Below are 12,453 nucleotides of genomic sequence, written 5' to 3'. Positions count from 1 at the left end.
GTCAGTTCGTGGAGATGAGCTTCAGCTCGGGGTGCGCCGTTCCGCCTTCGATGGCGGTGGAGGAGATGTGCGAGACCACGCGCTCGTCGACCGGGTCGTTCGCCGGGTCGTCGTGCACGAGCAGGTGCTCGTACGTCGTCGCGCGCTGCGCCGGGGTGCGGCCCGCCTTGCGGATCAGGTCGATGATCTCCTGGCGGTTGGAGCGGTGCTTGGCACCGGCCGAGGAGACGACGTTCTCCTCCAGCATGATCGAGCCGAGGTCGTCGGCGCCGTAGTGCAGCGAGAGCTGGCCCGCCTCCTTGCCGACGGTCAGCCAGGAGCCCTGGATGTGGGCGATGTTGTCGAGGAACAGCCGCGCGATCGCGATCATGCGCAGGTACTCGAAGATCGTCGCCTGGGTGCGGCCCTTGAGGCGGTTGTTCTCGGGCTGGTAGGTGTACGGGATGAAGGCGCGGAAGCCGCCCGTACGGTCCTGCGTGTCCCGGATCATCGCGATGTGCTCGATGCGCTCGGCGTTGGTCTCGCCGGTGCCCATCAGCATGGTGGAGGTGGACTCCACGCCCAGCTTGTGGGCGATCTCCATGATCTCCAGCCAGCGCTCGCCGGACTCCTTGAGCGGCGCGATCGCCGTGCGCGGCCGCTCCGGCAGCAGTTCGGCGCCGGCGCCCGCGAAGGAGTCGAGGCCGGCCGCGTGGATGCGCTGGATGGCCTCCTCCGCCGAGACGCCCGAGATGCGGGCCATGTGCTCGACCTCGGACGCGCCGAGGGAGTGGATGACCAGCTGCGGGAAGTCCTTCTTGATGGCGGAGAAGTGGTGCTCGTAGTACTCGACGCCGTAGTCCGGGTGGTGCCCGCCCTGGAACATGATCTGGGTGCCGCCGAGCTCGACGGTCTCCGCGCAGCGGCGCAGGATGTCGTCGAGGTCGCGGGACCAGCCCTTCTTCGCGTCCTTGGGGGCCGCGTAGAAGGCGCAGAACTTGCACGCCGTGACGCACACGTTGGTGTAGTTGATGTTCCGCTCGATGATGTACGTCGCGATGTGCTCGGTACCGGCGTAGCGGCGCCGGCGCACGGCGTCGGCCGCCTGGCCCAGCGCGTGCAGCGGCGCGTGGCGGTAGAGGTCGAGCGCCTCTTCCTTGGTGATCCGGCCCCCCGCGGCGGCGCGGTCGAGGACAGACTGGAGAACGGCCTGGTCGGTCACCGGTGAGTCACCTTTCGGCGGTGTGTCTGTGTCAAGGTCCGGACCGATCCAGCCTACGCCAGGGTGTGGCGACGCCATTCAGGGGCTGCGCCTGAGATCGCCTTCGGGGTTTCCGGCCGGGGTGTCGCCCGACTTGTAGTGGAGTGTCCCGTCCGCGTTGAGCGTGAAACGCTCGTCGGCCGAGCCGTTGGAGCAGATGCCGGGGGCCGGGTTGGGGTTGCCCGCGGTGTCCAGGACCAGCGAGCGGTCGGTGGCCGAGGAGAGCTTCCAGTCGCCGCTGCAGTCGGTGCCCAGGGCGGCCAGGACCGACTTGTCCCGGGCGACGGCCTCACCGACCTTGCCGCCCTTGATGGTGATCTCGAACTCCGACGGAAGGCCGAGGCGGGCGGTGGTGACGGTGCCCTTCCAGGTGCCGACGAGCTCCTTGGGGACGTCCTGGCGGGTCCCCTTGGGCGCGGCGGCGCTCCCGCCCGGGGTCGGGGTGCCGTCGGGGGTGGCGCCCGGGGCGACGCTCGACGCGGCCGGAGCCGGACCGGAGGGCCGGGTGTCGCCGGCCAGGTCCCGCTGCCCGCCGCCCTGGCCCGGCAGGACGTCCAGCCAGTACAGCCCGCCGGACAGCACCGCCAGCACGGCAGCCGCGGCCAGGACCACGGTGCAGCTGAACCGGCGCCCGGCCGCCCTGACGGTGACCTGCCGCCCCGGATCCTCCGCGCCGGTCCGCTGCCCCGGCAGCCCCCCGCCGCCGGTTCCCGGGCCGGGGGTCGCGTACGGACCCGAGCCACCGGGTGAGTCCGTGGTCGCGGTCGGCGAGCCGGCCGTCCCGCCGCCGCCCGTACCGGCGGAGCCGGAGCCGTACGGCGAGCCGGCGCCCGGCCCCCCGTACGCGGGGCCGGGCGGCCCGAAGCTCCCCGCCCCGGCCGGGCCTGCGTACGAGGCGGCCGTGAACGGCACCGGCCCCGACGGGCCGTCCGCGTACGGCGAGTACGGCGCCCCGAAGCCCCGGCCCGCCGACGCGTCGGACCCGCCCCCGGAGGTGTCCGCGTCCAGGTCCAGCAGGGCCACGGCGGCCCGGCTGGCCTCCTCGACCAGCGGCCCGGGCAGCCAGCCGGGGGCGCCCAGCGCCCCGCCGAGGGCCGCCGCGACCGCCTCGGGGGCCGGCCGCTCCGCGGCCGTCTTGGCCAGGCAGGCCTCGATCAGGTCGCGCAGTTCCCCGGCCGGGACCGCGCCCAGTTCGGGCGGCTCGTGGACCACCTTGTAGAGGAGGGTGGCCGAGTTGTCCCCGGTGAAGGGCGGCCGCCCGGTCGCCGCGAAGGCCATGACCGCGCCGAGCGAGAACACGTCGGCCGCCCCGGTGATCCCCTTGCCGAGGATCTGCTCGGGCGACATGTAGCCGGGCGAGCCGACGGAGACCCCGGTGGAGGTCAGCGAGGCGGTGCCGTCCGTGGCCCGTGCGATCCCGAAGTCGATCAGCCGCGGCCCGTCGAGGGTGAGCATCACGTTCGACGGCTTCACGTCCCGGTGTACGAGGCCCAGGCCGTGCACGGCCACCAGGGCGCGGGCCAGGCCCGCGCCGATGGCCCGTACCGAGGCCTCGGGGAGCGGGCCGTGCCCGGCCAGCGCCCGGTCCAGGGAGGGCCCGGCCACGTACCCGGTGGCCACCCAGGGCACCGGGGCCTCGGGGTCCGCGTCCAGCACCGGCGCGGTCCACTCGCCGCCCACCCGGCGGGCCGCCTCCACCTCGCGGCGGAACCGGGCCCGGAACTCCTCGTCGGAGGCGAAATGCGGGTGCACGATCTTGACGGCAACGGTCCGGCCGCCCGCGCTGCGCCCCAGGTAGACCCGGCCCATGCCACCCGCGCCGAGCCGGCCGAGCAGCCGGTAGGCGCCGATGGTCCGCGGCTCACCGGCTTCGAGCGGCTGCATCGCGTCCCCCAATTCCCCGTGATCCCGGGCGCCTTGTGCCGCCCGGCCGAGCAGCAGCCTAGGCGGTGCCGGGGCGGGGGAAGGAGCGCAGTCACCCTTTTGCATTTCCGCCCCAGGGCGAGAAATGCAAAAAGGGCGGGAATTCCCGGTAAACCTCACATGCGCCCGTTCACCCTTTGGACTACCGCCGGGTAAACCCGGTCAGCACTCCTGGACCACCGTGCTCAGCAGCTCCACGGAGACATCCGCGGGATACCCGGTCGTCGATCCCGTACGGCGTGCGAATTCACGTACGCCGGCCAGCTGCTCGGGACCGAAGCGGAAGTCGAGCGTCGTGAAGTACCGCTCCAGCAGCTCCGCGTCGAAGGCCTCCCAGCGGGCCGCCTGTTCGGCGACCTTGGTGACCTCTTCCAGGGAGACGTCCCGGGAGGAGAGGAAGGCCTCGTGGACCTCCCGCACGACGGCGGGCTCGCGGGCGAGGTAGTCCTTGCGGGCGGCCCAGACGGCGAAGACGAACGGCAGCCCGGTCCACTCCTTCCACATGTGCCCGAGGTCGTGCACGGTCAGCCCGAGCCGGGGCGCGTCGTGCAGGGAGGCCCGCAGCGCGGCGTCCCCGATCAGTACGGCCGCGTCCGCCTCCTGCATCATCACGCTCAGGTCGGGCGGGCAGGTGTAGTAGTCGGGCCGTACGCCGTACTGCTCGGAAAGCAGCAGCTGGGCGAGGCGTACGGACGTACGGGAGGTGGAGCCGAGTGCGACGCGGGCTCCGTCGAGCTGCTCCAGGGGGACCTGCGAGACGATCACGCAGGACATCACCGGACCGTCGCAGCCGACGGCGATGTCGGGGAAGGCGACGAGCTGGTCGGCGTTGCGGAGGAACTCCACGAGGGTGATCGGGGCGATGTCCAGGTCCCCCTGGACGAGGCGCTCACTGAGTTTCTCGGGGGAGTCCTTGGTCAGCTCCAGGTCCAGCAGAGTGCCGGTTCTGGCCAGCCCCCAGTAGAGGGGCAGGCAGTTCAGGAACTGAATGTGGCCGACGCGGGGCCGGCTGCGATAGACGTCCACATCGCGAGACTAGCCCCCGGGTCTGCGTCAGCCTTGCGGCGGGTCTCAAACGTCCGGGTGACGTGATCTTTCCCTCTGGTCTCGGCCGCAGGGTGCGTGCTAGGCTCGACGCAAGTTGCAGTTTGGTTTCCCTTGCAGTACGAGGCCTGCGGAGAATGCGACCCGCAGGCTTTTGTAGTTTTCAGACTTCTTAGCAGGTTCTGGAGCAGGGCGACCCTTTGGCCCATAGGAGGGCTCATGGCTACCGGAACCGTGAAGTGGTTCAACGCTGAAAAGGGCTTCGGCTTCATCGCCCAGGACGGCGGCGGCCCGGATGTCTTCGTCCACTACTCCGCGATCAACGCCTCTGGCTTCCGCTCCCTTGAGGAGAACCAGACGGTGAACTTCGACGTCACGCAGGGTCCGAAGGGCCCGCAGGCGGAGAACGTCACCCCGGCCTAGTCGCCTGGGCCAACCTAAATCGCGGGTTGGAAAAGCAGTACCCAAGGAGCCCTGTCCCCTCTGCGCGAGCAGATCCGGCAGGGCTCCTGCCTTTCCCCCCTCCCCCCGTCGGGGCGGGGGGAGCGACGCAGTGGCCCCCGGCACCGTGGAAACGGCGCCGGGGGCCACTGGCGTACTGCCTCAGGGGCGGGCCGGCTCCTTCGCGGGAACCGGGGCCGGGTCCGGAGTCGGAGTCGGGGTCGTGGCCGGAACCGTGATCTTGAGCTCCAGGACCAGGGTCACCTTCTCCTTGGTCGTCAGGCGCACGAAGTAGGTGCCCGGGGCCACGTCCGTGGTGAACAGCTCCGGCAGGACGATCTTGCCGTCGGCGCCCGTCTTGGCCAGCAGCCGGCCGAGGACCGGCTTGCCGGCCTCGTCCTTGAAGAACGGGCCCTTCGCGGTCTCCGGGTCCGCCGGGACCCACTTGCCGTCCGCGTCCTTCACGACCAGGTCGGCCACGGTCTCCGTACCCGCGACGGCCTTCCCGGCGGCGGTGGCGAAGACCTCCACGCCGGTGAAGCTCTTGCCGGCGACCGCCTCCAGCGGCTTCGCGTCACCCGCACGGGCCAGCCGGTCCGCGACCGCCACCGTGACCTTGCCCTCGAACTTCACGGTGAACCGGCCCTGCGGGTCGTAGGCCGAGGCCCGCAGCGTGAAGGTGCCCGCCTTGAGGCCCGCCTTCAGCCCGGGCGCGGCGGCGATGCCGTCGGCGCCCGCCTTGACCACCAGGGAGTCCGCCGTCCCGAACAGGGTCCCGCCGGTGGTGTCCCCCTCGACCGCGAAGACGACCTCCTGGTTGACGGCGGGCTTGCCGTCGCTGAGGAGCACCTTGACCTTCGGGACCTCCTCGAAGGCCGCACCGGCCTCGGCCGTGAGGCCGGGACCGCCGAGGACCGTCAGCTCCGCCAGGCGCGGGGTGGCCGGCTTCGGCTGCTCCGGCGTCGGAGTCGGAGTCGGAGTGGGGGTCGGCTTGGGCGTGGGGGTCGGAGTCGGAGTCGGGGTCGGCGTGGGCGTCACCGGAGTCGACGGCGTGACCGGCACGCGCGGGGTGGGCAGGGTGCCCGGCGGCTGCGTCGGGTAGTCCCCGACCGGCGGGTTCGGCACCTCGCCGACGCCACCGGCCTGGTACTGGCGCATGTAGCCGAGCACGGTGTTCACGTACTCGCGGGAGTTGTTGTAGCTGAGGATCGCCTGGTCGAGCTTGGCCGCGTTCGACAGGTCGCGGTCGCCGGCGCACAGGTAGAGACCCGCACCCAGGGCCGCGTCGTAGATGTTGTTCGGGTCGCGCTTGGAGTCGCCGTTGCCGTCGGCGCCCCAGGTGCGCCAGGTGGACGGGATGAACTGCATCGGGCCGACGGCCCGGTCGTACACCGCGTCCGCGTCCCACTCGCCCTTGTCAGTGTCGCGGATCTCGGCGAAGCCGTTGCCGTCGAGGCGGGGGCCGCGGATGGGCTTCTCGGTGTAGCCGTCCGCCTTGAGCCCGTAGCCCGAGGCGTGGACGGACTCCACCCGGCCGATGCCCGCGAGCAGCTGCCAGGGCAGCTTGCAGCCGGGGAGCGCGGCACCCACCGACAACTCGGCACGGTGATAGGCGTCGAGGGCGGTCGCGGGTATCCCGCTGGCCGCCTCCGGCGCGCCCACCCCGGCGGGCGGCGGGTCGGCGACGATGTCGGGCAGATCCAGCCGGGCGTCACCGCGGTCGGCGGCCTGCGGACTGTCCGGCGTGGGCTCGGACTCTCCCGCGTCGGCGGTCGACGGACTGGTCACGACCGCGGCGGTGGTCAGGCTGGCCGCGAGCGCGGCCGTGCACAGGACCTTGCGCGAGGTGTTGACGAGGTGGCGGTGAAGCGGCTTCACAGTGCGGCGATCCCCCCAAGGAGCCGTCAAATGTATACGGCTGGTCGAGCCGTGAATATCCACTGTCTATCAGGTATTCGCCGCCGACTCGCCGTCCCTCCGGGAGATGTGACGCACCATTCGTCTCGGCTTCACCCGGGTCTCATGGCCGATTGGACAGACGCCCGAACCTCTCGCCCGAATCACCCCCATGACAGCCCATTTCTACCACCTCTCGCCGGCCGGGCCGGAGACGGAAGGCGGCCACGGAATCCGCCATGGCCGGGTACGGTGCCCCGGGAGCCGCCGATGATGTGACCCAGGTCACTCGGCAAAGTCCGGCCGGGTGCGATGAGTTCCGGAGAGCGCGGCGGTCTCCCCTGCGTACACACCGGACCGAGGCGGAGGAACGACCCCCATGCGCATCGTCATCACCGAATTCATCAGCCTGGACGGCGTCGTACAGGCCCCGGGCGGTCAGGGCGAGGACGACGACGGCGGCTTCGCCCACGGCGGCTGGTCGCACCCGTTCTTCGACCCGGAGGTGGTGGGCGGCTCCTTCACCGAGGCGATGGAGAATGCGCAGGCCCTGCTGTTCGGGCGCCGAACGTGGCAGACGATGGCCGCCGCGTGGCCCGGGCGGGCGGGCGACCCGTTCGCCGACCGGATGAACTCCATCCCCAAGTACGTGGTGTCCCGGACCCTGGGCGAGGCCGATCTGTCGTGGAACAACACCACGCGCATCCCCGGCGACGAGGCCGCCGCCCGGATCCGGGAGCTGCACGAGACCGAGGGCGGCGACCTCGTGGTCATGGGCAGCCCCACCCTCGTACGCACCCTGCTGAGCGAGGGCCTGGTCGACGAACTCCGGCTGATGGTCATGCCGGTGCTGCTCGGCGGCGGCAAGTCGGTCTTCCCTGCCGACGGCGGGCTGCGCACGCTCGAACTGGTCTCCACCGCGATCAGCCCGGCCGGTGTGCACGTGTGCACCTACCGCCCGGCCGCCAAGAGCTAGCGACCGGGCGGGGGCGGGGCTCGGGGCGCGGCGCGGGCCGGCGGCCGTCAGCGCCAGACGGCGGCCCGCCACCGGACCGGCCAGGCCCGGGAGGAGCCCACGTTCCCGGCCACGCGACCGGTCGCGTCGATCGCGATCGGGTCGGCCGTGTCGACGCCGGCGGGGACGGGAAGCGCGCTCACCCGGCCCTGCGCGTCCCAGGTCACGGCGAACTCGCCGGAGGTGCCCACGCTGGTTCCGGCGTCGTTGATCCCCCGGACGAAGGTGCTGCCCGTGCCGCGCAGCACCTGGAGCTCGGTCGTGCCGACGCCGGTGCCGGTTCCGCTCCAGCGCAGGGAACGGTCCTTGACGTTCGCGACGACGACGTCCGCGTTGTTGACGCTCACGGAGCGGGCGCCCGGATCCTGGGAGGGCAGGGCCTTGACCTTCTTCCCGAGCGGCGCGAGGACGGCCTTCCACGTCCCGCCCGCATCGGTCGCCCGGCCGGCCACGGTGCCGCGTTCGTTGATCGCGGACGGCTGGCTGTCCGAGCCGCCGAGGGAGCCCAGGTCGTGGACACGGCCCGCGATGTCCCAGCGCACGGCCCGGGTCTTCTCGCCGGGCACGGACACGTAGCCGGCGATCTCGCCGCGCTCGTTGATCGCGGTGGCTGTGCCCCCGTGCGCCTGCGGGGGCAGGCGCAGTGCGGTCGCCCGGCCGTCGGGACCCCAGCGGACCGGGATCGTGGCGGTGTCCGTCGAGAGCTGCCCCACGGCGACGCGTGCGTTGTTGATGTCCTGGGCCTCGCCCTGGACATAGCCCGGCGGTTCCTCCAGCCGGGTGAGGACGCCGGCCGCGTTCCAGCGGGCGGCGTGCCGTACGCCGTCCGGCGTGTCGGTGAAACCGGCCACCGTGCCGTCGTCGGCGATCTTGACGGCATGGCCCCCCGTACCGCCGCCGACGGCCTGCAGAGGGGTGAGGGAGCCGTCGGCTCCCCACCGGACGAGGAAGCCGTCGCCGTTCGCGTCGAGCGAGAACCCGACGACGTCCCCGCTCTCGTTCATCGCCTCGGCGGAGCTGGTGGTATGGCCCGGCAGAAGGGGCAGTTCGTACATCGCATCGGCACCGGCGCCGGACGCGGGCGGCACCACCGCCACGGACAACATCGCGGAAAGAACCACGGGTAACAAGAAGATCTCCCCTGTCTTCTCGAACTGATACGGCGCCGGACCGAGGCCCGTCACCCCCGTTGATCCCCCGGGCGACGAGAACGGTTCGACGACCGCCCCCTCCCCCGGCGAAAGGGCGCAGAAACGGCGGTCAGAAGATCAGCATGCCGATCTCGACCAGGATTCCGGCGACGGCGGCCGGCACGATGGCGATGACCAGGCCCGCCAGGGCCACGAAGACGTAGCCCTCGCCGTCCGCCACCCTGCCCTGGCGCGCGCAGGCGAACAGCCAGGCCGCCAGGACCAGGAACGGCAGGAGCAGCAGGCCGATGACGGTGCCGAAGCGGAACACCGCGCCGCCCGACAGTTCGTACGCCCGTCCCCGCGCCGTCCTGACCTCCACCTGGGTACCGGGCCGGTAGTCGTCGGCGGCCGTGTCCAGGACGATGTCGCGGGGCGGCCCGTCCGACCGCCGGGGGGTGTACCGGCCGGCGCAGTCGGTACCCGTCGCATAGCCCTCGGCGTCGCTCGCCTCGTGGCACTCCTGGATGGAGACGACCCCGTCGACGGGCCCGAACCCGAGCACGGCGGCCATCTGCGGCCCGGGCAGCAGCCACGTCAGCCACCCGGCGAAAGCCAGGGTCACCACCACCCCGACCCCGGCAACCCCCCGCCCCAACACCCGCCCACCACCACGCACACGCCCCGCCCCCTCGGTCCCTTGGGTGGCGAATACCCACGGGGGCGGGGGGCGACGCGGGGGGGGCGGGGTCGGACGGGGTCGGACGGGGTCGGGGTGGTGCGGTGCGGCGGGGTCGGATGGTGGCGGGGTGGCTTCGGGTCGTGCGGGAGCCGCTTGATCGGAATCAGGGAGGCGTATGGGGGTTTCCCGTCAGTCTCATCGTCTCTCCGGTTCGGGCCGGTCCCTCAAGGGCGCTCCTTCGTCGCGTTGCTTCGCGATGGCCTTCGGCCACCCTTGACCGACCGTCCCGCCCCGGACATACGAAGACTGCCGGGAAACCCCCAAAGGAACGGGCCGGTCGATACTTTCAGGGACGGGGACATCAGGGATCCGCGACCTGGTCGGGCGTAGGGGCATGCTCCCGAGGCGGGGCCCATTCGGACCGATCGCCGGGTCGGGGGAAGCGCGTCCAATCGCTACGCGCTCCTCATCTCTCAGCGTCCGACGGCCGTCTGGGGCTGGACATAGGCCGCCCCAGATCGCTACGCGCTTCTCCACGACCGCGACCGACGGCCGGCAGGGGTTGATGAGAGCCGCTGAGAGGGGCGGACGGCCGGCAGCTCGGCTATTCCGTCGTAGAACCGGGTCAACGCGGGCAGCACCCCACAACCTCACGCCCAAACAGGGGTAATTGGTGCAAACCGTCAACCCTTCCGCCCGCCCCCGTGCGCTGACCCGCACCCACGACGACATAGCCGCTGTCCCGGCCTTCTTCACCCCAGTCGGCCGTCAGACGCCTCCCGGGAGAAGCACCTGCGGGTCGTGGGCGGCCTATGTCCAGCCCAGGACGGTCTGTGGACGCTGAGAGATGGGGAGCGCGTAGCGATTGGACGCGCTTCCCCCGACACGGGCCCTGGTCTGTGATGGGCCCCGCCTCTTGGTCGTGCCTCACGCCCGACAGGGCAGCACATCTCTGACCGCCCCGTCCTCATCCTTGAACTCCCGGCCCGTTCCTTTGGGGGTTTCCCGGCAGTCTTTCGTTTCTCCGGGGCGGGACGGTCGGTCAAGGGTGGAGCGCAGCGACATCGCGAAGCGACGCGACGAAGGAGCGCCCTTGAGGGACCGGCCCGACACGGAGGGACGATGGGACTGACGGGAAACCCCCATACGCCACTCTGATTCCGCCCGAGCAGATCCCGCCCACCGAAGCCCCGCCGCACTTCCCCGCCCCCGTCTCATTCCCCGTACAGCCCCGCGATCTCCCGCGCGTAGCGTTCCGCCACCACGCCCCGGCGGAGTTTCAGGGACGGCGTCAGGGTGCCCGCCTGGGGGGTGAAGTCCTCCGGGAGGATGTGGAAGGCGCGGATGCGGGACGGGCGGGAGACCGTGGTGTTGGCCTCCGTGACCGCCGCCTCGACGAGGGCGTGGACCGCCGGGTGCGTGGTGGGGGTCGGGCCCAGGTCGAGGGTCTCGCGTGCCGCCCAGGCCGCGATCTCCTCCGCGTCCAGGGTGATCAGGGCGACCGCGTGCGGGCGGCGGTCTCCGATCAGGACCGCGCGGGAGACGTAGCGGGAGCGCTGGACGGCGAATTCGACCTCTGTCGGGGTGATGTTCTTCCCGGCCGAGGTGATGATCAGCTCCTTCTTGCGGCCGGTGATGCGGAGGTAGCCGTCCTCGTCCAGTTCGCCCAGGTCACCGGTGTGGAGCCAGCCCTCGGGGTCCAGCGCCTCGGCGGTCGCGGTCTCGTTCGCGTGGTAGCCCGGGAACACCATCGCCCCGCGCGCCAGCACCTCCCCGTCCTCCGCGATCCGCACCTCGCAGCCCGCGATCGGGCGGCCCACGGTCCCGTGGCGCACCGCCGCCGGATGGTTGACGGAGATGACGCCGCCCGACTCCGTCATCCCGTACCCCTCGTACACGGAGATCCCGCAGGCGCGCAGGAAGTCCAGCGTCGCCGGGGCGATCGGGGCGCCGCCGGTGAGGGCCCACCGGAGCCGGCCGCCGAAGGCGGTCCGGACCGGGGAGTACAGCGACTTCTCGGCCGCCTCGTGTTCCGTCCGGAGTTCCTCCGGCAGCCGTCCGTCCGCCGCCAGCACGCCCACCCGTACCGCCGCCTCGAAGCGTTCCCGGCCGCCCTCCTGCGACTCCGCTAGCGAGAGCACCACCGAGTGCAGCTTCTCGAACAGCCTTGGTACGGACGGCAGATGGGTCGGGGCGACCTCGGCCAGCTCCGCGAGTACGTTCTCGATCCGGCCGCCGAAGTAGCACAGCTCTCCGCCCTCGGTGAGGGTCGTGTACTGGATCAGCTGGGCCAGCATGTGTGCGAGCGGGAGGTACAGGTATGTCGAGTCGCCCGGGCCGCCCTTGATCAGCGGGAGGGTGGCGTCCTGGATCGCGCCCAGGTTCCCGTGGGTGAGGCGGCAGCCCTTCGGCGGGCCGGTCGTGCCCGAGGTGTAGACGATCGACGCGTCCGCTCCGGGGGTCACGGCCGCGGCCCGGGCCAGCAGTTCGGCCTCCGCCGCCGCGCCGGGCAGGGCCGGCAGTTCGTCCATCAGCACCACCGCCCGCAGCGCGGGCAGCTTCGGCCGCAGCTCCTCGACGCGGGCCGCCTGCCGCCCGTCGTCGCAGACCACGACCACCGCCTCCGAGTCCGCCAGGACCCAGGAGAGCTCCTCCTCCCCCGCCGTCGGGTACACGGGTACGAGGACCGCACCCGCCGCCAGCAGCCCGAGGTGCGTGTACGTCCACCGGGGCCGGGTCTCCGCCAGTACGGCGACCCGTTCTCCGGCAGCCACGCCCAGGCCGAGCAGGGCGCAGCCCACGGCCCGTACCTCCGTGCCGAGTTCCGCGTACGTGCGGGTACGCCATCCGCCCTCCGGTGACCGGAACCGCAGGGCGGGTTCCGGCCCGTACCGCTCCTCGGTCCACTGGGTGAACACCGCCAGCGTGCTCGGCCGACCGTCCATCGCATGCCCTCCCGCGGGTTGGTGACCTCCAACCCCTCCGACGCTAGGCAGCCGGACCGCCGCCGCGGCATGACCGGAAGCGTCACCCCCGCTGACCCGAGCGCTCATCCGGGGTCCATCCGGAGCCCATCCGGGCT

General features: G+C 72.0%; 9 protein-coding genes. 2 read left to right on the top strand and 7 right to left on the bottom strand.

Annotation, left to right across the window (positions count from 1 at the left end):
- Window position 1: 1 nt before the first annotated feature.
- The 3 genes from mqnC to ACFY0D_RS31315 form a co-directional block, all read right to left on the bottom strand.
- Window positions 2–1,201 (bottom strand): cyclic dehypoxanthinyl futalosine synthase, encoded by a 1,200-nt coding sequence (gene mqnC / locus ACFY0D_RS31325; RefSeq protein WP_033224154.1) that lies wholly within the window; start codon window positions 1,199–1,201, stop codon window positions 2–4.
- A gap of 78 nt (window positions 1,202–1,279) precedes the next feature.
- Window positions 1,280–3,124, bottom strand: a complete 1,845-nt coding sequence (locus ACFY0D_RS31320) for a serine/threonine-protein kinase (RefSeq protein ID WP_390801344.1) — start codon at window positions 3,122–3,124, stop codon at window positions 1,280–1,282.
- A 201-nt stretch (window positions 3,125–3,325) separates the two neighbouring features.
- Window positions 3,326–4,189: a menaquinone biosynthetic enzyme MqnA/MqnD family protein gene (locus tag ACFY0D_RS31315; protein WP_301368034.1), complete on the bottom strand. Its 864-nt coding sequence runs from the start codon at window positions 4,187–4,189 to the stop codon at window positions 3,326–3,328.
- A 237-nt stretch (window positions 4,190–4,426) separates the two neighbouring features.
- On the opposite strand from ACFY0D_RS31315, the gene ACFY0D_RS31310 reads away from it, so the two are divergent.
- Entirely contained in the window at window positions 4,427–4,630 is a 204-nt protein-coding gene (locus ACFY0D_RS31310; protein ID WP_030012116.1) for a cold-shock protein, read from the top strand.
- A 180-nt stretch (window positions 4,631–4,810) separates the two neighbouring features.
- On the opposite strand, the gene ACFY0D_RS31305 is transcribed toward ACFY0D_RS31310, so the two are convergent.
- On the bottom strand, window positions 4,811–6,526 hold the full coding sequence (locus ACFY0D_RS31305; protein WP_390801343.1) for a lytic transglycosylase domain-containing protein: 1,716 nt from the start codon (window positions 6,524–6,526) through the stop codon (window positions 4,811–4,813).
- Window positions 6,527–6,923: 397 nt separating this feature from the next.
- Here ACFY0D_RS31305 and ACFY0D_RS31300 point away from each other — a divergent pair, with 397 nt between their 5' ends.
- The gene (locus tag ACFY0D_RS31300; RefSeq protein ID WP_390801342.1) at window positions 6,924–7,520 is read left to right on the top strand and encodes a dihydrofolate reductase family protein; all 597 of its coding nucleotides are present in this window, start codon (window positions 6,924–6,926) and stop codon (window positions 7,518–7,520) included.
- A gap of 47 nt (window positions 7,521–7,567) precedes the next feature.
- Here ACFY0D_RS31300 and ACFY0D_RS31295 read toward each other — a convergent pair whose 3' ends face one another.
- From ACFY0D_RS31295 to ACFY0D_RS31285, 3 genes are all read right to left on the bottom strand, one after another.
- Window positions 7,568–8,680, bottom strand: a complete 1,113-nt coding sequence (locus tag ACFY0D_RS31295) for a hypothetical protein (RefSeq protein WP_390801341.1) — start codon at window positions 8,678–8,680, stop codon at window positions 7,568–7,570.
- A 139-nt stretch (window positions 8,681–8,819) separates the two neighbouring features.
- A complete protein-coding gene (locus ACFY0D_RS31290) occupies window positions 8,820–9,314 on the bottom strand; it encodes a hypothetical protein (RefSeq protein ID WP_390801340.1) in 495 nt (164 codons plus the stop codon).
- Window positions 9,315–10,585: 1,271 nt separating this feature from the next.
- Window positions 10,586–12,316, bottom strand: coding sequence for an AMP-dependent synthetase/ligase (locus tag ACFY0D_RS31285; protein ID WP_390801339.1), 1,731 nt, complete (start codon window positions 12,314–12,316; stop codon window positions 10,586–10,588).
- Between the last annotated feature and the right edge of the window lie 137 nt (window positions 12,317–12,453).

The organism is Streptomyces sp. NPDC001502 (genome assembly GCF_042894785.1).
Classification (GTDB): domain Bacteria; phylum Actinomycetota; class Actinomycetes; order Streptomycetales; family Streptomycetaceae; genus Streptomyces; species Streptomyces kutzneri.
This window is presented reverse-complemented; position numbering and strand designations above follow the sequence as displayed.